General features: G+C 56.0%; 24 protein-coding genes. 14 read left to right on the forward strand and 10 right to left on the reverse strand.

Going from position 1 to position 22,566, the window contains the following annotated elements; translation table 11 throughout:
• Positions 1-125 precede the first annotated feature (125 nt).
• The 5 genes from ACWJ62_RS00245 to ACWJ62_RS00265 all read right to left on the reverse strand — a co-directional run bounded on the left by ACWJ62_RS00245 (position 126) and on the right by ACWJ62_RS00265 (position 4,145).
• Positions 126-848: an ABC transporter permease gene (locus ACWJ62_RS00245; RefSeq protein ID WP_449284392.1), complete on the reverse strand. Its 723-nt coding sequence runs from the start codon at positions 846-848 to the stop codon at positions 126-128.
• A gap of 3 nt (positions 849-851) precedes the next feature.
• Positions 852-1,556 (reverse strand): ABC transporter permease, encoded by a 705-nt coding sequence (locus ACWJ62_RS00250; RefSeq protein ID WP_148608940.1) that lies wholly within the window; start codon positions 1,554-1,556, stop codon positions 852-854.
• Positions 1,557-1,607: 51 nt separating this feature from the next.
• The gene (locus tag ACWJ62_RS00255) at positions 1,608-2,360 is read right to left on the reverse strand and encodes a transporter substrate-binding domain-containing protein (RefSeq protein WP_449284393.1); all 753 of its coding nucleotides are present in this window, start codon (positions 2,358-2,360) and stop codon (positions 1,608-1,610) included.
• Between the two features lie 100 nt (positions 2,361-2,460).
• Positions 2,461-3,231 carry an ABC transporter ATP-binding protein gene (locus ACWJ62_RS00260; RefSeq protein ID WP_449284394.1) on the reverse strand — a complete coding sequence of 257 codons (771 nt, stop codon included), beginning with the start codon at positions 3,229-3,231 and terminating at the stop codon, positions 2,461-2,463.
• Positions 3,232-3,386: 155 nt separating this feature from the next.
• Positions 3,387-4,145 (reverse strand): FCD domain-containing protein, encoded by a 759-nt coding sequence (locus tag ACWJ62_RS00265; RefSeq protein WP_449284395.1) that lies wholly within the window; start codon positions 4,143-4,145, stop codon positions 3,387-3,389.
• Between the two features lie 344 nt (positions 4,146-4,489).
• On the opposite strand from ACWJ62_RS00265, the gene dctP reads away from it, so the two are divergent.
• The 8 genes from dctP (at position 4,490) to ACWJ62_RS00305 (ending at position 12,645) form a co-directional block, all read left to right on the forward strand.
• Positions 4,490-5,536: a TRAP transporter substrate-binding protein DctP gene (gene dctP, locus ACWJ62_RS00270; RefSeq protein WP_449285328.1), complete on the forward strand. Its 1,047-nt coding sequence runs from the start codon at positions 4,490-4,492 to the stop codon at positions 5,534-5,536.
• A gap of 100 nt (positions 5,537-5,636) precedes the next feature.
• Positions 5,637-6,341 carry a TRAP transporter small permease subunit gene (locus ACWJ62_RS00275; RefSeq protein ID WP_449284396.1) on the forward strand — a complete coding sequence of 235 codons (705 nt, stop codon included), beginning with the start codon at positions 5,637-5,639 and terminating at the stop codon, positions 6,339-6,341.
• Positions 6,338-7,870: a TRAP transporter large permease gene (locus tag ACWJ62_RS00280; protein WP_449284397.1), complete on the forward strand. Its 1,533-nt coding sequence runs from the start codon at positions 6,338-6,340 to the stop codon at positions 7,868-7,870. Before ACWJ62_RS00275 ends, ACWJ62_RS00280 begins: the two co-directional genes overlap by 4 nt.
• A gap of 22 nt (positions 7,871-7,892) precedes the next feature.
• Positions 7,893-8,318 carry a GlcG/HbpS family heme-binding protein gene (locus ACWJ62_RS00285; RefSeq protein ID WP_008169282.1) on the forward strand — a complete coding sequence of 142 codons (426 nt, stop codon included), beginning with the start codon at positions 7,893-7,895 and terminating at the stop codon, positions 8,316-8,318.
• Positions 8,319-8,357: 39 nt separating this feature from the next.
• Complete coding sequence (locus ACWJ62_RS00290; RefSeq protein ID WP_449284398.1) at positions 8,358-9,830, forward strand: FAD-linked oxidase C-terminal domain-containing protein; 1,473 nt, start codon at positions 8,358-8,360, stop codon at positions 9,828-9,830.
• Positions 9,823-10,890, forward strand: coding sequence for a glycolate oxidase subunit GlcE (gene glcE / locus ACWJ62_RS00295; RefSeq protein ID WP_449284399.1), 1,068 nt, complete (start codon positions 9,823-9,825; stop codon positions 10,888-10,890). Before ACWJ62_RS00290 ends, glcE begins: the two co-directional genes overlap by 8 nt.
• Positions 10,891-10,892: 2 nt before the next feature.
• Entirely contained in the window at positions 10,893-12,101 is a 1,209-nt protein-coding gene (gene glcF, locus ACWJ62_RS00300) for a glycolate oxidase subunit GlcF (protein ID WP_449284400.1), read from the forward strand.
• 103 nt (positions 12,102-12,204) lie between these two features.
• A complete protein-coding gene (locus tag ACWJ62_RS00305) occupies positions 12,205-12,645 on the forward strand; it encodes a DUF4124 domain-containing protein (protein WP_449284401.1) in 441 nt (146 codons plus the stop codon).
• 12 nt (positions 12,646-12,657) lie between these two features.
• Here the strand turns inward: ACWJ62_RS00305 and rhtB are convergent, their stop codons facing one another.
• On the reverse strand, positions 12,658-13,278 hold the full coding sequence (gene rhtB, locus ACWJ62_RS00310; protein ID WP_449284402.1) for a homoserine/homoserine lactone efflux protein: 621 nt from the start codon (positions 13,276-13,278) through the stop codon (positions 12,658-12,660).
• Positions 13,279-13,281: 3 nt separating this feature from the next.
• Positions 13,282-14,244 carry a calcium/sodium antiporter gene (locus ACWJ62_RS00315; protein ID WP_449284403.1) on the reverse strand — a complete coding sequence of 321 codons (963 nt, stop codon included), beginning with the start codon at positions 14,242-14,244 and terminating at the stop codon, positions 13,282-13,284.
• A 188-nt stretch (positions 14,245-14,432) separates the two neighbouring features.
• Here ACWJ62_RS00315 and ACWJ62_RS00320 point away from each other — a divergent pair, with 188 nt between their 5' ends.
• Positions 14,433-14,873, forward strand: coding sequence for a universal stress protein (locus tag ACWJ62_RS00320; protein WP_449284404.1), 441 nt, complete (start codon positions 14,433-14,435; stop codon positions 14,871-14,873).
• A gap of 91 nt (positions 14,874-14,964) precedes the next feature.
• A complete protein-coding gene (locus ACWJ62_RS00325) occupies positions 14,965-16,536 on the forward strand; it encodes an inorganic phosphate transporter (protein ID WP_449284405.1) in 1,572 nt (523 codons plus the stop codon).
• Here ACWJ62_RS00325 and ACWJ62_RS00330 read toward each other — a convergent pair.
• Together ACWJ62_RS00330 and ACWJ62_RS00335 are read right to left on the reverse strand one after the other, a co-directional pair.
• Positions 16,514-16,759, reverse strand: a complete 246-nt coding sequence (locus ACWJ62_RS00330) for a hypothetical protein (RefSeq protein WP_449284406.1) — start codon at positions 16,757-16,759, stop codon at positions 16,514-16,516. The genes ACWJ62_RS00325 and ACWJ62_RS00330 overlap by 23 nt on opposite strands.
• Before the next feature lie 62 nt (positions 16,760-16,821).
• On the reverse strand, positions 16,822-18,630 hold the full coding sequence (locus ACWJ62_RS00335; RefSeq protein WP_449284407.1) for a Na/Pi cotransporter family protein: 1,809 nt from the start codon (positions 18,628-18,630) through the stop codon (positions 16,822-16,824).
• 273 nt (positions 18,631-18,903) lie between these two features.
• Between ACWJ62_RS00335 and ACWJ62_RS00340 the strand changes: the two genes are divergently transcribed.
• On the forward strand, positions 18,904-19,092 hold the full coding sequence (locus ACWJ62_RS00340; protein ID WP_449284408.1) for a hypothetical protein: 189 nt from the start codon (positions 18,904-18,906) through the stop codon (positions 19,090-19,092).
• A gap of 125 nt (positions 19,093-19,217) precedes the next feature.
• Here the strand turns inward: ACWJ62_RS00340 and ACWJ62_RS00345 are convergent, their stop codons facing one another.
• Positions 19,218-19,583: a hypothetical protein gene (locus tag ACWJ62_RS00345; protein WP_449284409.1), complete on the reverse strand. Its 366-nt coding sequence runs from the start codon at positions 19,581-19,583 to the stop codon at positions 19,218-19,220.
• Between the two features lie 436 nt (positions 19,584-20,019).
• Between ACWJ62_RS00345 and ACWJ62_RS00350 the strand changes: the two genes are divergently transcribed.
• The 3 genes from ACWJ62_RS00350 to ACWJ62_RS00360 are packed head-to-tail and all read left to right on the forward strand — an operon-like array spanning position 20,020 to position 22,277.
• Positions 20,020-21,312: a tyrosine-type recombinase/integrase gene (locus tag ACWJ62_RS00350; protein ID WP_449284410.1), complete on the forward strand. Its 1,293-nt coding sequence runs from the start codon at positions 20,020-20,022 to the stop codon at positions 21,310-21,312.
• A gap of 35 nt (positions 21,313-21,347) precedes the next feature.
• Positions 21,348-21,611 (forward strand): hypothetical protein, encoded by a 264-nt coding sequence (locus ACWJ62_RS00355; protein ID WP_449284411.1) that lies wholly within the window; start codon positions 21,348-21,350, stop codon positions 21,609-21,611.
• A gap of 3 nt (positions 21,612-21,614) precedes the next feature.
• Positions 21,615-22,277, forward strand: coding sequence for a hypothetical protein (locus ACWJ62_RS00360; protein WP_449284412.1), 663 nt, complete (start codon positions 21,615-21,617; stop codon positions 22,275-22,277).
• Positions 22,278-22,566: the final 289 nt, after the last annotated feature.

Raw genomic sequence — 22,566 nt, forward strand, 5'->3', positions numbered from 1 at the left:
GTATTGCCTCCCGGGAATGTCTGAAGCCATGGATGGCTTCAGTCAAGCGCACATGAATGTGCTCGTAGCGGTTCCCGGGAGGCAATACCCTGCCTGCCCGGGCACTCAAGTCAGAATCAGCAGGGTCAGCCGTTTACAGGCCGCTGATGCTTCAGCAGATGATTTTCGAGTTTGCGGAAAGCGAACACCAGAATAAAGGTCAGCGCCATGTAGCAAAACGCCACAAAGATAAACGCATCAAACGGAGCATAGAACCGGGAGTATATGTTACGAGCCGCCCCGGTCAGATCCACGATGGTCACCACACTGGCAATCGCACTGGCGTGCAGCATGAAGATTACCTCGTTGGAGTAGGCCTGCACCGCCCGCCGCGCTGCACTTGGCAGCACAATCCGCCGCATCCGCATAAACCAGTTCATGCCATAGGCCTTGGCTGCCTCAATCTCACCATTGGGCGTCGACACAATCGCACCGCGGATAATCTCCGTGGTGTAGGCCGCCGTGTTCAGTGTGAAAGCCAGCAGGGCCGGGTAGAAAGGCTCGCGGAAAATCTCCCACCAGAAGGTTTCCTGGATGCCCTCAATCTGGGCCAGCCCGTAATAGATGATATAAAGCTGGATCAGCAACGGTGTGCCGCGGAACAGATAGGTGTAAAGCCATACCGGGCCGGAGACAAACGGGTTTCGAACCGTCCGGAGGATGGCCAGCGGAACCGCCACCAGCAAACCGATAACCAGGGACAGAAACACCAGATGCACGGTAGTCACTGCGCCATCCCAGTATTCCATAATGGTCATGGCGGTAAAGATTTCGTTCTGGTTCAGCCACTCGGCAATGAAATCAGGCATCCGTTAACTCCCCTGAACCACGCCGACATTGGCTCGTTTATCGAGCCACTTGATAAACAATTCAGACCCTGCCGTGAGGGCCAGGTAAACAAACGCCACCGGAATGAAAAAGTGGAACGGCATGCGCTCCGCCTTGGCAGCTTCTTCCGCCACACGAACCATGTCCGTCAGGCCGATAATAGAAACCAGGGCGGTGGTCTTCAGCAGAACCTGCCAGTTGTTGCCCAGGCCGGGCAGGGCATGGCGCATCATTTGTGGCAGCATGATTCTGCGAAAGGTATGAAAACGGGTAAAGCCGTAGGCGCGGGCAGCCTCGATCTGGCCGGTTTCAACCGCCAGGAAAGCGCCGCGGAAGGTTTCGGTCATGTAGGCGCCGAAAATGAGCCCGATTGTTACTACGCCGGAGATAAACGGGTCGAACTGAAAGAAAAAGTCGATTTCGTAAGCTTCCCAGATGTAATCCGAGAGCATATTCACTGCCACCTGGCCGCCATAGTAGAACAGCAGCATCATGACCAGGTCTGGCACGCCGCGAATCAGCGTTGTGTAGGTAGTAGCGATACCTTTGGCAACCCGGCTTTGCGACAGTTTGGCAGACGCTCCAACCAGTCCCAGGGCAACCGAGAGGGCAAGAGACAGGAAGGCCAGTTCAATGGTGACTATTGCCCCATCCAGCAGGGCCGGGCCATAGCCTTTCAGATCAAGCATGGGAATGTCCGGTAAGCAGGGACGGCCCTGACGGGCCACCCCTCGGCAGATTTACATCTTGATGTCGTAAGCGAAGTACTTCTGCATGATGGTGTCGTAGGTACCATCTTCCTTCAGGGTACGAAGGGCCGCATTCACTTCTTCTGCAATCTCGGTATCGCGCTGGCGCATGGCAACACCCACGCCTTCGCCCAGCTTGACCGCTTCACCGACTTCCTTAAAGCCTTCCTTGGTGAGAACGGTCTGCTCGCCCACCGGATAGTCTACGAAAACGACATCCAGGCGCTGGCCCTCAAGGTCCAGAACCATGTCGTCCGCGGTGGTGTAGCGCTTGATGGTGACAATGCCACCCATGTTTTCAGTCACGTAGGTGTCCATGGTGGTGCCGCGCTGAACGCCAACGGTCTTGCCTTCCATCGCACTCATGTCAGTGACGTCGGTGTTGAAGCTCTCAGGGCCGAACCAGCCACCCGGGGTGTTGTAGTACGGCTCGGAGAACAGAACCCGCTCTGCGCGCTCCGGCGTGATGGACATGGAAGACATGATCAGATCGAATTTACGCGCCAGCAGGCCCGGAATCATTCCGTCCCATGCCTGGATCACGAATTCGCAGTTGGCGTTCATTTCTTCACACATCGCTTCAGCCAGTTCCACTTCGAAACCGGTCAGCTCACCATTTTCGTCCTTGTACTCGAACGGCTCGTAAGGCACATCGAACGCGATGCGGAGATCCCGATCCTGGGCCTGTGCGCCACCAGCAATCAGGGCGAGGGCGCAGCTTGCTGCAAAAATCATTTTTTTCATGTGTCACTTCTCCAGTGGTTTGCCTTGTGGGCTTTATTTTTGATGGAAGTTTTTGGTTCCAACATTTTATTTCTTCACCGGTTCAAGATAGCACCGAGTGTCAGAAGTTGGGAGTCAGGAACTGCTTCATTCGTTCCGAATCCGGATGATCAAACACTTTCTCGGGGGTACCCTGTTCCTCGATCACGCCCTGATGCAAAAACAGGACCTGACTCGACACATCCCTTGCGAATGCCATCTCGTGGGTGACCACGATCATGGTTCGGCCTTCCTCAGCCAGGCCTTGCATAACCTTCAACACTTCACCCACCAGCTCAGGGTCCAGCGCTGAAGTGGGTTCATCAAACAGCATGACTTCAGGTTCCATGGCCAGTGCCCGGGCAATGGCCGCCCGTTGCTGCTGGCCGCCGGACATCTGGGCCGGATAGTAGTCCTTGCGCTCGTAGATGCCCACCTTGTTCAGATAGGCTTCGGCGCGCTCGATGGCTTCCTTCTTGGGAACCTTGAGCACGTGGATCGGAGCTTCAATGATGTTCTCCAGCACGGTCATGTGGGACCAAAGATTGAAGCTCTGGAACACCATGGAAAGTTTGGCGCGGATCAGTTCAACCTGTTTGTTATCGGCCGGAATACGTTCGCCCTTGCGGTTGTCTGTGAACCTTATTGGGTCGCCGTGCACGATAATGTCGCCGGAGGTGGGTGTTTCCAGCAGGTTGATGCAACGCAGGAAAGTACTCTTGCCGGAGCCGGAGCTGCCGATGAGGGAAACCACGTCGCCTTTGCGGGTCTCCAGTGAAATACCTTTGAGCACCTCAAGCTGGTCAAAGGTCTTGTAAATGTCCCTGCAGATCAAAGGCGCTTGGTCCGCCATGGGTGACTCCTGGGGCTGTAATTCAAAGGCGCATGTTTTACGGACTGTGGATGCGGAAATCAATCCCTTATAGGGAGCGTTTTACCGAATTTCACCGCCGTTCGCTGCTTGACATTGTGGTCGAATGATTGATCAATGCAAGCTTTTTGCCATGCTCAGGCTTCTGCCCGCAAATGATCGTTCGCTTTGTCCTGTTCAATGGGCAGCCTGATCAGTTTGCCTCCGTCTTTCTCCATGTCTCTCATGGCCTCACTGACAAACCGTACGTGGGCCATCGCCACTTTCTGGGCGTTGACCGGCTTGCCAGCGATGACGGCCTCATAAAGCTGCCGGTGCTGGCGGACGATTTTCTTCCGCATTTCTTCTCTCGGGTTCAGGTTGGCAACCGAGGCCTGAACAGTCAACAACATCATGTTTTTCAGGCTGTTGAGCACATGCACCAGTACCGGATTATGGGATGCTTCGACAATCGCAAGATGGAAACCATGGTCAAGCCGGGCGTTGCGAAGCGGGTCGGTATCCTCAAGTGTCCGGAACGCTTTTGTGATCCGATGCCGGTCGAGCCGGGTTGCCCGCAGGGCAGCGAGATAGGCGGCCTGGCCTTCCAGTTGTTCGCGTACTTCAAGAAGGTCGAAAAGTGTGCGGGGGTGTCCCTCGAAAAGATGCATCAGCGGACTCTGTTCCCCCAGCTCGCTGGCGCCGGGCACCATGCTTGCCACAAACGACCCCTTGCCGTGGCGGGTCTCGATAACGCCGCGGCCCTGAAGCTCATGCAGGGCTTCCCGAATGACCGCGCGGGAAACGCCCAGTCGGGTCGCCAGCTGGCGTTCGGACGGTATCTTCTGCTCCGGAGCCAGCCCGCCGTCGAGAATAAGGCGTTCCAGCCGGTATGAGATTTCCTGGGAGATTGCCATTTTGGGGCCTGTTTATGGTCTCTGGTCTGACCAGTGAATGCTTCTGATTGTTGGTGTTTCCGTTCTCACCTGATGTGCGTCCGAGCCCATTAAATATGGCCGATTCAGAGTATTTCGTCCATTTTTAATACTTCAAAAACTGGTCAGACCAGTGCACACCGAACTGGACTAAACCCGGATTGGCTACGAATATCGTTCTAATGTCGGCCTGAGCCGGCGTTGCCATAGACGCTGATAAAAACAAAGCCAACGGAGACGTTTCGATGAATTCGAAGAATAACATCCGAAATAGCTGTGACACTGGCGAGACCCCACCTCGCAGAAGTTTCCTCAAGACAATCGCCATGGGCGCCACTCTGGCAGGCGCAATGCTCATGGGCGCAGGTCAGGCCCAAGCTGCTACTACGTGGAAAATCCAGTCCACCTGGGACGCGGGTACGGTTGGCTACACGCTCTTCGAGGAGTGGTGTAAGAGTATTGAAGCCAAGTCCGGCGGAGAGCTGAAGTTCCAGTGCTTCCCGGCCAAGGCGGTTGCTGCCGACAACAACGCGCTGTTCGATGCGGTCCGTAATGGCGTTCTTCAGGGTATGAATCCGTTCACTCTGTACTGGGCCGGTAAGATTCCTGCCTCCGTGTTCCTGTCATCTTATCCCGCCGGACCTGACCAGCCTCACCAGTGGGACACCATGTTTTACTCGATGGGCATGCTGGAAAAGACCCGGGAAATCTATAAGAAATTTGGCCTGTTCTACGTTGGCCCAATCCAGCACGACGCCAACATCATCCATTCCAAGCAGCCGGTAAACAGCCTTGAAGACCTGAAAGGCATGAAGATCCGTGTTCCGGGTGGCATGGTTGCCGAGGTTTTCCAGCAGTTTGGCGTTTCTACCGTCAGTCTGCCGGGCTCAGATATCTTCCCGGCGCTCGAGAAGGGCACCATTGATGCGGCAGACTTCGTAGGTCCTGCGGTTAACTACGAACTGGGCTTCTCCCAGGTGACCGACTACATCATCTTCGGACCTCCCGGTGTCATGTCCATCTACCAGCCGGTAGACCTTATGGATCTGACCGTCAGCCTGCGTGCCTGGAACTCTATCTCGCCTGAGCTTCAACAGCTGGTTGAGGACGAGGTGCGCATATACTCCCAGAAGCACTACCTTGCTATTCAGGCTCGAAACATCGAGGCGATGGAAAAGTTCAAGGCAGATGGTGACACCGTTACCCGTCTGAGCCAGGAAGATGTGGAAACCTGGCGTAAGGCCGCCATTCCCATCTGGTTCAACTGGGCCAATAAGAACGAGGACGCACGAGCCATCCTCGACATCCAGCTGGAGTACATGATGAACGACACGGTTGGTTATATTACCGAGGAAGACATCAAGGGCTTCTGAGTTCTAAAGCTCAAACAAAAAACGATAAACGAGGAAGGCAGGGTTAGCCGGCTAAGGATTAACCCTCCCTTCCTCGATCTTTGATCTGGGTGGTAACAACATGTCTGATCTGAGTTCCTTTGGCTTTGTTTTGCCGCACTGGTTCTACTGGGGCTGGCTTGCGGTAATGCCATTGCTCATGATGGCTTGGGATAAGTGGAGCAGTAAGCACGGCGGAGATGACGCCGAGCCAGAGAAAACGGTTTCCGAGCTGCAGTCTGAAGAAGATGATCCTCTTGCTCACTTTGAGTACGAGGGTAACTGGTTTACGAAAATCGTTGACTGGATGTGCGAGAAGTCAGGCCTTTTCGTTGCGTTCTGGACAATCAACGCAGTATTTTTCTATTTCTTTGAAGTGGTGATGCGATACATCTTCAATATGCCAACGATCTGGGTGCATGAGGCCAGCTTCCTGATCTTCGGCATGCAGTACATTCTGGCCGGTGCCTTTGCGCTGTTGCACGGTGCGCACGTGCGGGTAGACGTCGTGTATAACTTCCTGCCGGTTCGCGGACGGGTGGGTATGGATATTTTCACCTCCATGTTCTTCTTCATATTTGCGGCCGTTCTGGCTACTACATCCTGGACCTTCTTCCAGGACTCTCTGATGATGCAAGAGACCACTGTCGAGACCTGGGGTATCCAGTATTACCCCGTGAAAGGCGTGATGTTCTTGGGCGCAATCCTGTTGCTGCTCGCCGGCTTTTCGAAGCTGCTTAAAGACATCGTACTGTTTATCCGTCTCGGTCAGGAGCGCACATCATGAGTACAACAACTGCAGCGCCCAGCAACGGTATGGCCGGTAAACTGGGTACATGGTTAATGATCATCGCCACCGTGGGTCTGGCGTTTGTCATCTGTGTTGAACTGATCAACATTCTCTTTTACGACCCATGGAGTGATGAGAAATTCCTTTTCAAACTCTCGGGTAGCTTGTCCGGTGTCGAAATCGGGCCGCTGACCTATCTGATGTTTGGATCTCTGGCTGTGGCCCTGATGATGGGGCTGCCGCTTGCCTTCGTGACCGGTGGCCTTGGTGTCATGTTCATCTATCTGGTGGGTGACGCCATGATGTTGAACATCGTACCCGGCCGGATCTTCCCGCTCATGTCTAACCCGGACATCGCGGCGATTCCTCTGTTTATCTTCATGGCCTCCATGCTGGAACGTGCAGGCCTTATCGAAGAAATGTTCAGTGTGGTTTACAAGTGGATGGGTGGCCTCAGCGGCGGTCTCGCTGCGGCAACGATTGTCGCCTCAACCATTCTTGCGGCGATGGTCGGTGTTATCGGTGCCGCGGTCGTGACCATGGGCATCATCGCGCTGCCGGCCATGTTGAAGAGGCACTATGATCACAAGATTGCGATTGGCTCCATCATGGCGGGCGGCACCCTGGGTATCCTCATTCCGCCTTCTATTCTGGCCATTCTCTACGCGGTAGTTGCGCAGCAGTCCGTCGGTGAACTCTACCTCGGTTCTCTGTTGCCGGGTCTCATGCTTTCCGGTCTCTACCTGAGCTACGTTCTGATTCGCAGTTGGCTGAATCCAAAGTTGGGCCCGCCCATTCCGGTGGAAGACCGGATCAGTCTGAAAGAAAAGCTCAGGCTTCTTGGCAACCTGATCGCTCCGCTTGCGCTGGTTGGTCTGGTTCTGGGCCTGCTGTTCGGTGGAATTGCCACGCCGGTTGAAGCTGCTGGTATCGGCTCCTTCGGTGCCATTATCGTTGCGATGATGCACAAGAAGTTCTCGATTGCCGGTCTCCGCGAAGCATCGGTGACCACGGCCAAGGCATCTGCCATGGTTCTGTGGATCATGTTTGGCGCATCGGTATTCGTCGGCTTCTACATCCTGCAGGGTGGCCAGCAGTTTGTAACGGACGCAATCCTTGGAACGGGTATGTCGGCGTACGGGATCCTGTTGTTGCTGATGGTCTTGCTGGTGGTCCTGGGTATGTTCCTTGACTGGGTGGGTATCCTGTTGCTGGCAGTGCCCATCTTCATTCCGATCGTGAAAGCGCTGGAGTTCCCTGGCTTGTTCGGCTTCCCGCCGGTTGCCGGTGACGACGTGGTGCTCTGGTTCGGTGTGCTGTACCTGGTGAACATGCAGATGTCTTTCCTGAGTCCGCCGTTTGGTTACGCGTTGTTCTACATCCGCGGCGTTTGTCCTCCGGAAATCTCCATGGGTACCATCTTCAAGTCTTCCCTGGTGTTCCTGGCGATTCAGGCGTTCGGGCTGTTCATGTGTATCCTGATCCCCGGCATCGTAACCTGGCTGCCAGGGCTGGTTTACGGTTAATCAAATCAAGGAGTAATGCTTTATGTTGACGATCAAACGACTGGATCTTGCCGAGGCGCGCATCCTCATCGAGGGCGCCGCGGAAAAGGCTCGCGAAATCGGCGTGCCCATGTGTATCGCGGTGGTGGACGAATCCGGCAACCTGGTGGCCTTCGAGCGTATGGACGGCGGCAAGATCACAAGTGTGACCATTGCCCAGGACAAGGCCTTCACGGCGGCTGCAGCCAAGAAAGCCACCCATGACTACAACAAGGTGAACGTGCCCGGCAGTCTGGCCTTCGGGATTCATACCGAGGTTGGCGGGCGCATCAGCTCTGTTGGTGGTGGTCTGCCGGTGATCGTCGACGGCGAAGTAGTGGGTGGTATCGGAATCAGTTCCGGTACCCCCCAACAGGATATGGACTGCGCCCAGGCCGGTCTTGACCACTTTGAAACAAAGCGCGGTTGATGACTGTCACACTGACGTAATTCAAACCCAGAGAGTGCTATGACTACCAAGCCGAAAGTCAGCAAAGCCGAGCTGGCAGAGCAGTTCCGGGCGTTTATCGACCCGGACTTCGTTATCACTGATGACGAGACCATGAAGCCCTACGAATGCGACGGCATGTCCATGTATTGCGAAATGCCGTTGCTGGTGGTGCTGCCGGAAACCGTTGAACAGGTGCAGCGGGTGATGCGCATCTGTAACGAGAACGCGGTACCTGTGGTGGCCCGTGGAGCCGGAACCGGGCTCAGTGCCGGTGCCATGCCCAACAAGGAGGGCGTGGTGCTGTCGCTGGCCAAGTTCAATCGCATCGTGGAGATCGATCCGCTGGCCCGAACGGCGAGACTGCAGCCCGGGGTGCGTAACCTCGCCATCAGCGAGGAAGCGGCACAGTACGGTCTGTATTACGGGCCGGATCCCTCGTCCCAGATCGCCTGCACCATTGGTGGTAATGTCGCCGAGAACTCCGGCGGCGTGCATTGCCTCAAGTACGGTCTGACCGTTCACAACATCCTGAGTGTGGAGATAGTCACGGCAGAGGGTGATGTCGTGACCGTGGGCAGTGATGGTCTGGACGGCTGCGGCATGGATCTGCTGGCGCTGATGACCGGCTCTGAAGGTCTTCTGGGTGTGGTGACGGAAGTCAAAGTGAAGCTGCTGCCGAAGCCGGAAGTGGCCCAGGTGGTCATGGCCGGGTTTGATGACGTTCAGAAAGGCGGTGACGCCGTGGGCGGTATTATTTCCCACGGCATCATCCCTGGTGGTCTGGAAATGATGGACGGCCACGCCATCGTCGCGGCGGATGACTTCGCGCAGGCCGGCTACCCACGGGACGCCAAGGCGTTGTTGCTCTGTGAAGTGGACGGTACCGAGGAGGAAGTTCACGAACACATTGCGCAGGCCGAAGAAGTTTTTCGCAAGCTGGGTGCCACTTCGGTTCGGACCTCTCAGAGCGAGGAAGAGCGCGCCCTCCTGTGGAAAGGCCGTAAGTCTGCGTTCCCGGCCGTTGGCCGGATTTCACCGGACTACTATTGCATGGACGGTACCATTCCCCGTCGTGAGATCGCCTATGTTCTGACGGAAATGGAGAAGATGTCCGAGGAGTTTGGTCTGCGCGTCGCGAACGTGTTCCACGCCGGCGATGGCAACCTGCACCCGTTGATTCTGTTTGATGCCAACGTGCCCGGCGAATTTGAACGTACGGAGGCCTTCGGCTCACGCATTCTGGAAATGTGTGTGGAGGTGGGTGGGTGCATTACCGGCGAACACGGCGTTGGCGTTGAAAAGATTCGCCAAATGGCGGTCCAGTTCAACGATGAGGAACTCCAGCAGTTCCACGACGTAAAGGCCGCGTTTGATCCCGCCGGTATCCTGAACCCGGGCAAGGGCGTACCGGCCCTGCGGTTCTGTCAGGAATACCGCTCCCTTGAGCACAAACAACACACGCACGAGCATACGGAAGCCGCCCATGGCTGATATTTCCCAACAGTTGAAGGAGCAGGTGCTCCAGGCCCGGGACAGCGGGCACAAACTGAACATTGTCGGTGGTGGAACCAAGGCTTTTATGGGCCGAGAAGCCGATACCGATGCCGGAACCCTCAACGTGGGCGAGCACACCGGTATCGTCGACTACCACCCGGTGGAGCTGGTTTTGACTGTCCGTGCCGGCACGCCGCTGAGCGAAATCGAGGCGACTCTGGCGGAAGAAGGTCAGTGCCTGCATTTTGAGCCACTCCATTTTGGTGCCGCCTCTACCATCGGCGGCACCCTGGCCTGCAACCTTTCCGGTCCGGGACGCCCCTGGGCCGGCTCGGTGCGAGACCAGGTTCTGGGTATCCGGCTGCTCAATGGCAAGGGCGAACATCTTCGCTTTGGCGGTCAGGTAATGAAAAACGTGGCTGGCTATGACGTATCACGTCTTCAGGCCGGTGCCCTGGGAACCCTGGGCGCGATCACCGAAATCAGCATGAAAGTGATGCCGAAACCGGCCGCCTCCCTGACGCTGGTTCAGGAAATGGGCATGGATGAGGTGGTTCACTATATGAACAGCCGGGCGGCCGAGCCCAAGCCCATCACTGCCGCCTGCTGGGTGGACGGCAAGGTTTATTTGCGCCTGGCCGGTGCGAAATCCGGTGTCGAAGCCACCGCTGAAAAGTGGTCCGGCGAGGTGATGGAGCAGGGCGACCACTTCTGGCGACAGGTGCAGGATATGCACCACGAATTTTTTGCCGGTAACGACGTGCCTTTGTGGCGCTTCTCCGTTGGCTCGACGGCTGCTACACCGAATCTCGAAGGCAACTGGTTTATCGACTGGGCCGGTTCCCAGCGTTGGTTCCGTGGCGCCGGTGAGCTAAAAGATCTGGAGCCTGCGGCCCGTGCTGCCGGTGGCCAGGTCAGCCTGTTCCGTGGTGGCGATCGCACCGGTGAGGTGATGCATCACCAGCCGGAGGCCCTGAAGGGCATCCAGCGCCGCATCAAGAATGCCTTTGATCCGGACAATATCTTCAATCCCGGACGTTTATACAGCTGGTTGTAATTATGCAAACGAATCTGGTTCAACAATTTGCCAACACCAAGGAAGGCCAGGAAGCCGAGTCCATCCTTCGGGCCTGTGTGCATTGTGGCTTTTGCACCGCTACCTGCCCGACCTATCAGGAGCTGAACGACGAGCGTGACGGCCCCCGGGGCCGGATCTACCTGATGAAGATGTTCCTTGAAGGGGCGGAAGTTACAGAGAAAACCCGCGAGCACCTGGACCGTTGCCTTACTTGTCGCAGCTGTGAGACTACCTGCCCTTCCGGTGTCCAGTACGGCCGCCTGGTGGACATCAGCCGCGGCCTGATGGAAAAGGAGATGCCCAGGGAGCCAAAAGACAAGTGGTTGCGCTGGGCCCTGGCGCGGGTGATTCCCAACCGCCAGTTGTTCGGCTTACTGCTTCGCCTGGGGCAGGTTTTCCGCCCGGTATTGCCGGAAAAACTGCGCACAAAGGTGCCGCCCAGAAAGCAGGCGAGCCCCTGGCCTGCGGCCAGCCACAGCCGTATCGTGCTGGCACTGGCGGGCTGCGTGCAGCCTTCCGCCACGCCGAACACAAATGCGGCCGCCGCCCGGGTTCTGGACCGGCTCGGTATTACCATGGTGGAAGCACCCGAGGCTGGCTGCTGTGGTGCCGTGAACTACCACCTTTCTGAACATGAGAAAGGCCTGGAAAGAATGCGCCAGAACATCGATGCCTGGTGGCCAGCGATCGAAGCGGGTGCGGAAGCGATCGTCATGACGGCCTCCGGCTGCGGCGCCATGGTTCAGGACTACGGTCATCTGTTGAAAGATGATCCGGTCTATGCCGCCAAAGCACAGAAGGTGAGCGAGCTGTGCACCGATCTCGGCGCCTTTTTGCTGAAACAGGACCTGGAAAAGCTCAAGGTCCGGCAGGACGCGGGCAAGGTGGCGTTCCATTGCCCCTGCACCCTGCAGCACGCCATGAAGCAGAACGGTGTGGTGGAGCAGGTTCTGACCCGTGCCGGTGTTAACCTCGCTGCCACCAAGGACAAGCACCTTTGCTGCGGCTCTGCTGGCACCTATTCAGTCACTCAGCCGGAGATGAGCCAGAAGCTGCTGGGTAACAAGCTGAAGGCTTTGACCGTCGACAATCCGGATCGCATCGTGACCGCCAACATCGGTTGCCAGATGCACCTGGAGACTAAATCACCGGTGCCAGTCCAGCACTGGATCGAGCTTCTGGATCAGTAGAACCTAGGTTGGGGTCAGATGAAATTTCCATCTGACCCCAAGTCCCTGGCTTTTTTCGCTATACTGCGCCGCCAAGTTACCGAACCACAGGGAGTGGAACCGTATGCCAAGGATGATGGCCGGTCTTGTTTTGTCTTTTTCGCTTGTCTCAGTAGCTAACGCCGAGGTCTATACCTGGATAGACAGCCGTGGTGTAGCGCACTTCTCCGATTACCCTCCGGGTGACATTCCGCACAAACAGTTGCAGGTGCAGGCGCCTGTCACAGTGCCGATGTCTGAGAACCTCAGCCAAGGAAAGCGGGTGTCCGGAATTCGCAAAGACGTTGAAGGCCTGCTTGCCTCAGGCCGCCGGGAAGGCTCTGGAATCACCGAGAAAGAAAAGGCCGAGGCCGAGCTTGAGAAGACCTGCGCGACTTACAGAAGCAAACTGGGGCGGATTCAGTCCAGACTGCGGGCGGGCTACAGCAACGATCGGGGCAATACTCTCCGGCAGCAGCGCAGGACGCTCAGCCGGAAGCTGAGCCGGGAATGTATCTTGCGCTGACTCGGATTCGTCTCAGGCGCGCTTGAAGCTGGCCAGGGCGACAGCGGCGGTCACAAACAGGCTGCCAAAAACGCGGTTCATCTGCCGTTGGCGCCGGGCTGTAGTCATAAACCGGAACAGCTGGCTGGCCAGCAGGGCGTAACCGAGCATCACCAAACAATCCACCAGAATCAGTGTGACTCCCATGGTTAGCAACTGCGGCCCATGGGGCGCGCCTGCTACCAGAAACTGCGGAAACAGAGCCACCAGAAAGACTGTGGCCTTGGGGTTGGTGAGGTTCACGAACACGGCATTCCAGAACCGCTTGTACCCGCTAACGGGCTGACGGTCATCGTCCATGGATTCCATCACCGGCTCTCGCCATTTGGAAATGCCCAGCCAGATCAGGTAGGCAACACCCAGCCATTTGATAACGGACAGGGCGATGTTCGAGGAGGCAATGATGGCACCCAGCCCGGCACCCACCAGCAGAATCTGGATCCCGAAACCTAGCTGCAGCCCCATGATGGCCGGCAGCGATCGGCGAACGCCGTAACGCATACCATTACTCATGGTATTGATCGCCCCGGCACCCGGGGAAACACTGATCAGAACGGCCGCAACAAGGAAGGTTAGCCAGGCTGCAAGTGACATGATTTACGCTCCCGAAAAAGCCAACAGATACACGGTATAAGCCACGAAGGCAAGCAACAGGGCGCTCCCTTCAAACCGGTTGATGCGTCCGGGCCCGCGGAAGCCATAGCACATGACAAACAGAAACAGGGTGAGGGCAGCCATAACCGGGAAGTCACGGGTGAGCACTTCTGGCGCCACCGGCATGGGGGCAATCAGTCCGGCAATCCCCACAACGGCCAGGGTGTTAAACAGGTTGGAACCCAGAATGTTGCCCAGGGCCAGATCGTGTTCCCCTTTGCGGGCGGCAATGATGGATGAGGCCAGTTCCGGAAGTGATGTGCCAACGGCCACGATGGTCAGGCCGATAACCAGATCGCTGATGCCAAAGGCGGTTGCCAGATCAACAGCACCCCACACCAGTATTCGGGAGCTGACAATCAACAGAAGCAGTCCGACCACCAGCCATAAAAGTGCTTTGCGCAGTGGCATTGCGTGCACTTCTTCGGTCATCTCTGTAGCGAGAGCATCGTCTGGCTGCCGAAGGCCCTGGTAGATGCTCCAGCTAATCAATACAACGAAAGCCAGCATCAGGCCGATGGCATCCATCCGGCTCAGATCCCCATCCCACAGTTGCCAGCCGGCAAAGGCGGTGACCAGAATCAGAATGGGCAGCTCCTTTCGCATGACCTGGGAATGCACGGCGATCGGCGCCAGCAGGGCTGTGATGCCGAGAATCAGCGCAATGTTGGTGATATTCGAGCCATAGGCGTTGCCCAGAGCCAGCCCGGGATTGCCCTGCGAGGCGGCCAGGGCAGACACCGCCATCTCCGGCGCAGACGTGCCGAAACCGACCACGACCATGCCGATGAGCAGCGGCGGCATTCCGAAATAGCTGGCCGTGGTGGCCGAGCCTTCCACAAATTTATCCGCACTCCACACCAACAGAATCAGACCCGCGATGATCGCCCCAATGGCCATCAGCATTTCAATCACTCCTTGTCGTCAATTGCCGTCTCGGCAGCGCAAGAATCAATGGTGCCAGAGATTCCGGCAATAGGTACAAATGCGCTTCGATCATAAAACCGATCCTGCGGTAATTGATTTCAGTCAACCCTTCTAAGGTCGCAGCAATGTTAGTTTGGTTAAACATTGATCAGATAAGGAGAGGCGTCATGGCACAAGGAACTCAGAGCATCGTCGTGGCCTGTGATGGATCAGAGCATTCGTCACACGCAGCAAAAATGGCAGCGGAGCTTTCAAAGGCCCTCGGTCAACCACTCAAACTGCTCGCTGTATTCCCTGGCACCAGGGTTGAGAGATTAATTGTGAGTGGTGTGTTGCAGAGCGACATTGATGAAGAAGCCAATGAGTACGGGCGCAAAGCGTTTGATACTGCGAAAAAGGCCGTAAGTGGGGTCGTTGAACCCACTGACGAAGTCCTGCTCAAAGGTGACCCCGCCAAGGAAATCATTGAGTATCTGGACGATAATCCGGGCACCCACATGTTTCTGGGGCGGCGCGGCGACTCGCTTGTGAGAAGCCTCACGCTGGGTAGTGTTAGCGAGAAGGTAGTCAGGCATGCTCACGGGCCAGTAACCGTTGTAAGCGAATAGCAACGGTTCAATTGCCAAAAAACCGCGATTCTGATCGCGGTTTTTTTGGCTCAGAGGCCTGCACTAGTTATCGACAGATGGCGGCGCAAATATGGAGCTGGAACAAATCAATGCCATAGAAAAGGCGACCCGTTACGGCCGTGCTGAGGTTTTTCGTATCGGTCTGGCGGTGATATTCCTTGCCGGGATCATGTTGTACGTGCGTTCGATAGGGGCTGACGCTCCGAATATGGTCATGTTGGTAATAGCGGCGATGATCGGCGGATACATGGCGATGAATATCGGTGCGAACGATGTCGCCAATAACGTGGGTCCCGCGGTCGGTTCCAAAGCATTGACACTGGCGGGGGCAATCGCAATAGCGGCAATTTTTGAGGCCAGTGGCGCGCTGATTGCCGGCGGCGATGTCGTAGGCACAATCAAAAAGGGGATTATCGATCCTGCGCTGATCGGAGATCCCGACACCTTCATCTGGCTTATGATGGCGGCCTTGCTTGCTGCGTCGCTTTGGTTGAATACAGCCACCTATATCGGGGCACCCGTCTCCACGACCCACTCCATCGTCGGCGGTGTCATGGGCGCGGGCATAGCGGCGGGCGGGGTCGATATCGTGGATTGGCACCAGTTTGGTCAGATTGCCGCGAGCTGGGTTATATCGCCAGTGCTGGGTGGGGCCATCGCAGCACTTTCCCTGTACCTGATCAAGCGCCGGATCACCTACAAACGGGACATTGCTCAGGCCGCCAGATACAACGTTCCGCTGTTTGTCGCAATAATGGCCTGGGCCTTTGCCACGTATCTTGTGATCAAGGGGCTAGGCAAGATTGTCGACATCGGGTTTCTTCCCGCTATCGGCATCGGCGCGGTTGCTGGCGGCATCGTATGGTGGATCACGAAATGGCTTATTGCCCGTTCTTCTGAGGAAGTGGAAAACAGTAAAGCGGGGGTTGATGGCCTGTTCACCTACCCGTTAATTTTTTCAGCTGCGCTTCTGAGTTTCGCGCACGGGGCGAATGATGTGGCGAACGCGGTGGGTCCTCTGGCCGCGATCAATGAAGCCGTACTGCAAGGCGGTGTCGCGGCAAAGGCGGCGATCCCCAGCTGGGTGTTGCTGGTAGGGGCACTCGGGATTGCCCTCGGTCTGGCATTGTACGGCCCCAAGCTCATACGCACCGTCGGATCGGAGATCACAGAGCTCGACCGCATGCGTGCCTTCTGCGTGGCTATGGCCGCGGCGATTACCGTGATCATCGCAAGCCAGCTCGGCCTTCCCGTGAGCTCCACTCACATTGCCATTGGGGGTGTGTTCGGAGTTGGCTTTCTGCGCGAGCATCTCAAAACTACCTATCGCCAGAAGATCGAGGAGATTGAGGCCCACCATGCCGGAGAGGATCGGGCAGTAGTAGAGCGTCTGCTCAAGGAGTTTGATGAGGCCTCGTTCGAAGAGAAGGGAGACATTCTCAAGAATCTTAAAAGGCAAAATGGTGGCACTGCGCCGATCTCGAAAAGCGACCGAAAGAGCCTGAAAAAGGTGTACCGTCAGGAGCTCGTCAAGCGATCGGCGGTATTCAGGATCGTGGCTGCCTGGTTGATTACGGTACCGTTATCGGGGCTGCTGGCGGCTGTATTGTTCTTCACCATCAGAGGGATGCTTCTTCCATAAGCTCTCGCAGTTTAGCGAGTTGCGCCTCGACCACGCGTAGGCGGACCTCGGTCTGAGCGGGTGTTTCCCGGGAAGAGCCGGACTTTAGCTGATCGCGGTATTTTGCCTGTTTTTTTTCAAGCTCCTGCTGCAGACGCTTCAGTTCCTTACGTTTGAGGGACCTGCCCTTGTCGTGTTCACGCAGGACATCGTCAAGCTTGGCCACCAAATCCTTGAAACCCATTGTCCGACTCCGCCGTGATCGAAGATTGGTCTGCCCGGACGTCGTCACGAGCCTTTGACGTCTCAGAGAGTGATCTCTGCCTGGCCCTCATCACTCACCGACACTGCCTCCGTTGTCCGGGCCGCTTCCACATCTGTGGCTGTAAGAAGCGCACGCGTCCCAGCCAAAATAGCATCCACTGTCTCGCTGGCATAGGCGGAATCGTTAAGCAGGGAAGTGGCCATTGCTGAATCGATCCGCTTTGCCCCGAGGAGCCGCGTCACGCGCGCGACCATGGATTCACGGTCTACCCGGGCGCGTACGGCGATCTCGTCCAGCTCAAGTATTGCCGTGCTGGCATCGTCAAATTTGCCCTCGTAAAACCGGTGGGTTTCGCGGAGCACCATCGCGACCCGCAGCCGGAGATCGTTGTACTCATTACGGATCGCGGTGTTATCTGCAACCATGTAGATCGTGAGATTCTTGCGCAGATGTTTGACGTGCTTGATGGCTTCCACCATCTCGGCGGCAGCATGCTGCAGACGATAGAGGGAGTCGGTGGAGCTCGCCGGGGACATGCGCGCCATTCGCCCAGAGATAAAATCGAGGATGGCGTTATAAAGTCGCTTGACGCGCTGTCGATAGACCAGATCGATGTCGATGTCGATGCGTTCCCGGCTATGATTGATCATCCATGCCAGGTCATCGCAGTTGCGGATCTTCTCACGGTGCAGGTGGAGACCGTGGGCCAGGATAACGAAGGCTTGATCGAAGAGGTGCCAGACCTCACGGCGGACAGCGGCATTTGCGCTATCGGGGAAGTCCATTGCGGCCGGATTCAGGTACTTGGGCTGGGCTTCGGCCTCTTCCTCACGTTCTGGCAGCCAGTGTTCCAGCGCGTTCGCCATCCGGGAAATTAAAGGCAACATTACGGCTACACCCAGGCAGTTGAACAGGGTGTGGAATACGGCGAGCTTGACTGTGTAATCATCCTCTGCGATCGACATGAGCGCTGACAGGCTATCGACGGACCAGCGTAGCGGTTCGATCAGCACCAGGGCGATTGCTGCCGTTGCTATATTGAACAAGAGGTGGGCGCCTGCCAGCCGCTTGCCGGCGATATTCGCGCCGAGGCCGCCGATCAGCGCGGTCACTGTGGTGCCAATATTGGCACCGATCGCCAGTGCCAGAGCATTCTCGTAGGTTACCTGGCCTGTGGCCAGGCCGGCCAGGGTCAGGGCCAGTGTCGCGTGGCTCGACTGCATGACGACGGTCGCCAGAATTCCGAGCCCTGTGTAAACGAGCAGTCCGGTTACGCCCGTCATTGCATAGTCGCGCAGATCGACCGCCGACTGGTAGCTCTCGAATCCTTCCTTCATGAAATCTATGCCGAGAAACAGAAATCCCAGGCCGGCCAGAATCGCGCCAAAGGCCTTGAGCACGCGGGATTGCTGGAAGTTCAGCACCACGCCGAAAACAAGCATCGGCAAAGCAAAGGACGAGAGACTCATCTTCATGCCGATAGTCGCGAACAGCCAGGCACCGGTTGTGGTGCCAAGGTTGGCTCCGAAAATGATGCCAATGCCTGTGATCAGCGGAAGCAGGCCGGCGCTCAGGAAGGATATGGTAATGATCGATACCAGAGAGCTGGATTGCATAATGGCGGTGCTGACGATGCCAAAACCCAGACTCTTGGGAATCGTGTCCGTGGTCCGGCGCAACACCCTCTCCAGGAATCCGCCGGTAAATCGGCGAAACCCGTTCTCGAGCGAGAGCATGCCAAACAGGAAGATCGCAACCCCGGCGGCAATCTGTTTGAACTCGGGACTCGCCCAGAGCGCAAAAGCCAGAAGTCCGAGTATTCCGGCGAGGACGAATTGGCGGTAGTTCATTGGTTCATTTTTCCCGCAATTGGCTCGGGTTTGGCTCCCACTACACTACTCTGTCACATTTATGTAATGGAAGTAAGCTGAATACTTCCGGGCCTGTACAGTCAAGCTGTAGAAATCGCCCGCAGTCGTTTTTGCTGCGCGAACGGATGCAATCCTCAGTGTTGGTCAGCAACGAGTGCCATCATTTGCCACAATTCATGCGAAAAACAACCGGGATAGAGCGGGGGCCAGATCGTTATGCTGACTCAGTGAATTCAAGCAGACGAGGTGGCTATGAAGACTACAGAGTTGATCGAGAAGTGGCTCGATAAATGTGACCTGGCGAGACTGGCTCAGGAACGTTACGAAGAGGATCCGAGCCCCACGAACTACACAGAACTGAAAAAAGCCATGTGTGAGCGACGGCTGATGGAGGAGCGCGTTGAGCCCAGGGCGAGTTATTCCCAAAGGGTTGCAGGGTGAGTCGTTCTTCTTGGGCCTCAGAAACGACAGAACCCTCACAAGGCGGGTTCTGTCTGGATTCATAGTGGTGCCCGGCGGGCACCACTTTCATGTCTCATCAAATTGCGCCCAGGCGAACCCAGGATCTATTTCTTCACGGTCATGTTATTGCAGTGGGCGCGGAGCTCCAGACTGCTTATCCTCCCATCACCATCTGCATCGGCAAGTTGAAGAAATCTCGATCCGAATTGTACGGTGTCAGTGTTAGAGCTTTCGTCAAATGAGTCTGGAACATTACCGCAGGCGAGGTCTTCGGTGATTCCGCATGGGCGCAGGTAAACGTGTTCAGAACGGTCGATGTAACCGTTACCATTGCGGTTAATGCATTCAAACAGCCCTTTGGAGCTCACAGATGCGCTGGAAGTTTTAAGCGTTGGTTCGACGTTGTTATTGACGCATCCAGCTACCAAAAGAGAAACCGCTAAAGATAGGGTTAGGTGGAGATTTCTCATGGTAATGCCCTCTGAAACTTTGCATTACTGGTTTTGGGAGCCAAAAACAAAGGATATGCCAATGTCGCTAGGGTCGCCAGACATTCCTGTGCTGCAACTTCCGGGCTGAGAGACCAAGGGGTTGGCAGGGAGAGTTGCGAAGTGTTTGTGGCGGATGTCCCTTAGGGCGGCCTAGAAACAACAAAACCCGCACGAGGCGGGTCTTGTCTGAATTCTTAATGGTGCCCGGAGGCGGAATCGAACCACCGACACGGGGATTTTCAATCCCTAAAAATTGACATTTCCCCGCGTTGATCGATAACTCAATAAATACTATAAAATCGTTTATTATCAACTATTAGTTGACTTTTTTGCTTCCTGTTGAGTTGATCGGAATTTACCCGTATTCTCGAAAATTGCTTACATATTGCTTACACGTTTTCGAGGAGTGACAGGGGTGAAAGTAAACCTGACAGCGGGCAGGGTGGATGGATTCAAGGCCGGGGCCGATGGGAAGCAAGCCTTTCTATGGGATTCCACGGTGCCGGGATTGGGAGTTCGCGCCACCGCAAAGAGCAAAGCATTCATCTACCAGAACCGGTTGGACCGTAAAGCCCTGCGAGTAACTATCGGTGACGTGAAAACGTGGGGCATTGATGAGGCCCGCGCTGAAGCCCGCAGGCTTGGCACCCTTGTTGATCAGGGAATCGACCCCCGCCTGGAAAAGAAACAACGGCTAGCGGAAGTCAGGGAGGCTCAGAAAGAAGCAAAGCGGGCTGATGCCACCGTGGGTGATGCCTGGTCAGATTATATTGAAGCCCGGACGCCACGTTGGGGTGATCACCACCTGAAAGATCACCTGAAAATCAGCAAGGCGGGTGGTGAACCCCGCAAGCGTGGAAAGGGTAAGACCCAACCCGGTGTACTGACCCCGCTACTCTCGTTAAAGCTGGCGGACATAGACAGCCACACCGTGGGGCAATGGTTGCAGAAGGAAGCGAAAGATCGCCCCACACAAGCGCGGCTAGCGTTTGCCCTTCTGCGGGCATTCCTGCACTGGTGCGACGATCAACCCCGCTTCCATGGGCTGGCAAGCCCTGATGCCTGTTCTAACCGGCTAGCGAAGCAAAGCCTGCCTCGCAAAGGGGTTAAAGCCGATTGCTTGCAACGGGAGCAGTTGGCCGCCTGGTTCTCAGCGGTGCAGCAAATCCACAACCCCGTGATTTCAGCTTATCTGCAAATACTTCTGCTCACCGGTGCCCGGCGGGGTGAGTTATCAACCTTGCAATGGTCAGACGTTGATAACCGGTGGGGAAGCTTGGCAATCCATGACAAGGTTGATGGAGAGCGGGTTATACCCCTGACCCCATATGTTGCCTCTCTCATTGATTCATTGCCGCGCCGGAATGAATGGGTATTTTCCAGCCCCACCGCTAAAAGCGGCCACTTGGTAGAGCCCCGAGCTCAGCATACCCGCGCCTTGAAAGTAGCCGGTATCGAAGGGCTTACTCTGCACGGTCTGAGGCGGTCATTCGGCACCCTGTCGGAGTGGGTAGAAGTGCCCGCAGGTATTGTCGCTCAAATCCAAGGTCACAAGCCCAGTGCCACCGTTGAAAAGCACTACCGCCAGCGCCCGTTAGGCCTTCTGAAACAGTGGCACGTGAAAATAGAAAGCTGGGTTCTGGAACAGGCCGGAATCAAGTTTGAACCACCGGTGGCAGGCAAGCGCCTGAAAGCCGTGAAACAGTAAGCCCCGCCAGCCGGGAACAATAAGAGAATTTAGCCATGATGCACAACAGCCAACTCGGAGTTATCACCGAATGGGAGGCTCGTCAGCTTGAACAATTATTGCTGAATAGTCAGTACGGCAGGCTCGGTGCTTTCACCGTGATGATGCAAACAGACAGTGACATACAGGAAGTAATCAAGCATGACCCGCTTTATGCCTCCGACTCGCTGGCAGATTTGCGGGAAGCCCTGCGAGCGCAACGGAGGGTAACAGGCCTGATGGAAACAGTGGTTAACCGTCTGGCAGGTACGTGGAGGTAAAGCGTGCGTATTCGGCTTGAGTTTAAGCACACTCCAGTTTTCATCGTTATGTCCGAGGAGTGGGCTGATCAGCATCATCCGCTGGAATTCCCGTTGTCTTTTGAAAGCTCCTTGCACGGTCTAATAGAGTCGCAGGGAGCGTTATTGGGTCAAAGAGAAGACGGAAAACTTGTTGCATCGGATATTGAAGTAACCCGTGAGAAAGGAATCAGTATGGAGTTCCCGGGGATGGTGCTGGATTTTCCTCCGCAATATTTGGATTCGGCTTGGAAGAGGCTCGGTCTTGAAAATAGGCCGTACACTGGTCGAGAAGTTACCCTGGGTTTAATTTTGGCGTTGATGGTATTCAAGCCGCGCAAGAAGCAGGGGGGCCGCGGAGAAGGACGCGCCGACGCTGATTCGATAGTCTGCCTGGTAAATCTTGTCCACGGCTGCCTATATCTCTCTGAGCGAGAAGGCAAGGAAATGTCTATCAGGACTGCGGTTGGAATGGTCGTAGATGCCATTAAAGATGGAACTGAGTATTTTCGCTACCCGGTCTTGCTGCCAGATGATGGCGTGATTCCTTGGCCTGATAGTTGGACTACCGACGGTGCAACGCCTGATACCCCACAAGGACTGGAGCGTCTAAGGAAAAGAGTCACTAGAGACAGGTCTGACGCCTAAATCTTTTTTGTCCCAATCCGAGTAATACAGGTCAGTACTCTGTAACCGCGATCTTAATAAGCACATAAGCGGAGGGTACAACCATGCTTACCACTGAGCAGTTAGCCGAAAAATTCCACGTCAAACCGAACACTATTCGCACCTCACTATGCCGAAAAGGGCACTGGTGTGGGTTGCGCCCCGTTCGCCTTCCTAACCGTTTTCTGGCCTGGCCTGATGATGCCGTTGAACGGCTATTGGCTCAGTCACAAAACAGCACCGAAAGCCAGCAAGCATAAGGGAGGTTTGA

Source organism: Marinobacter sp. PE14 (assembly GCF_053566155.1).

Bases quoted from the DNA above. Each gene is read 5' to 3' on its own strand.
- ACWJ62_RS00245 (WP_449284392.1), bottom strand. From the start codon at position 848: ATGCCTGATTTCATTGCCGAGTGGCTGAACCAGAACGAAATCTTTACC.
- ACWJ62_RS00325 (WP_449284405.1), top strand. From the start codon at position 14,965: ATGGAGCTGGAACAAATCAATGCCATAGAAAAGGCGACCCGTTACGGC.
- ACWJ62_RS00260 (WP_449284394.1), bottom strand. From the start codon at position 3,231: ATGGCGGACCAAGCGCCTTTGATCTGCAGGGACATTTACAAGACCTTT.
- ACWJ62_RS00355 (WP_449284411.1), top strand. From the start codon at position 21,348: ATGATGCACAACAGCCAACTCGGAGTTATCACCGAATGGGAGGCTCGT.
- ACWJ62_RS00265 (WP_449284395.1), bottom strand. From the start codon at position 4,145: ATGGCAATCTCCCAGGAAATCTCATACCGGCTGGAACGCCTTATTCTC.
- glcF (WP_449284400.1), top strand. From the start codon at position 10,893: ATGCAAACGAATCTGGTTCAACAATTTGCCAACACCAAGGAAGGCCAG.
- ACWJ62_RS00290 (WP_449284398.1), top strand. From the start codon at position 8,358: ATGACTACCAAGCCGAAAGTCAGCAAAGCCGAGCTGGCAGAGCAGTTC.
- ACWJ62_RS00280 (WP_449284397.1), top strand. From the start codon at position 6,338: ATGAGTACAACAACTGCAGCGCCCAGCAACGGTATGGCCGGTAAACTG.
- ACWJ62_RS00315 (WP_449284403.1), bottom strand. From the start codon at position 14,244: ATGCTGATGGCCATTGGGGCGATCATCGCGGGTCTGATTCTGTTGGTG.
- rhtB (WP_449284402.1), bottom strand. From the start codon at position 13,278: ATGTCACTTGCAGCCTGGCTAACCTTCCTTGTTGCGGCCGTTCTGATC.
- ACWJ62_RS00305 (WP_449284401.1), top strand. From the start codon at position 12,205: ATGCCAAGGATGATGGCCGGTCTTGTTTTGTCTTTTTCGCTTGTCTCA.
- ACWJ62_RS00285 (WP_008169282.1), top strand. From the start codon at position 7,893: ATGTTGACGATCAAACGACTGGATCTTGCCGAGGCGCGCATCCTCATC.
- ACWJ62_RS00275 (WP_449284396.1), top strand. From the start codon at position 5,637: ATGTCTGATCTGAGTTCCTTTGGCTTTGTTTTGCCGCACTGGTTCTAC.
- ACWJ62_RS00330 (WP_449284406.1), bottom strand. From the start codon at position 16,759: ATGGGTTTCAAGGATTTGGTGGCCAAGCTTGACGATGTCCTGCGTGAA.
- ACWJ62_RS00345 (WP_449284409.1), bottom strand. From the start codon at position 19,583: ATGAGAAATCTCCACCTAACCCTATCTTTAGCGGTTTCTCTTTTGGTA.
- ACWJ62_RS00340 (WP_449284408.1), top strand. From the start codon at position 18,904: ATGAAGACTACAGAGTTGATCGAGAAGTGGCTCGATAAATGTGACCTG.
- glcE (WP_449284399.1), top strand. From the start codon at position 9,823: ATGGCTGATATTTCCCAACAGTTGAAGGAGCAGGTGCTCCAGGCCCGG.
- ACWJ62_RS00335 (WP_449284407.1), bottom strand. From the start codon at position 18,630: ATGAACTACCGCCAATTCGTCCTCGCCGGAATACTCGGACTTCTGGCT.
- ACWJ62_RS00255 (WP_449284393.1), bottom strand. From the start codon at position 2,360: ATGAAAAAAATGATTTTTGCAGCAAGCTGCGCCCTCGCCCTGATTGCT.
- ACWJ62_RS00320 (WP_449284404.1), top strand. From the start codon at position 14,433: ATGGCACAAGGAACTCAGAGCATCGTCGTGGCCTGTGATGGATCAGAG.
- ACWJ62_RS00250 (WP_148608940.1), bottom strand. From the start codon at position 1,556: ATGCTTGATCTGAAAGGCTATGGCCCGGCCCTGCTGGATGGGGCAATA.
- dctP (WP_449285328.1), top strand. From the start codon at position 4,490: ATGGGCGCCACTCTGGCAGGCGCAATGCTCATGGGCGCAGGTCAGGCC.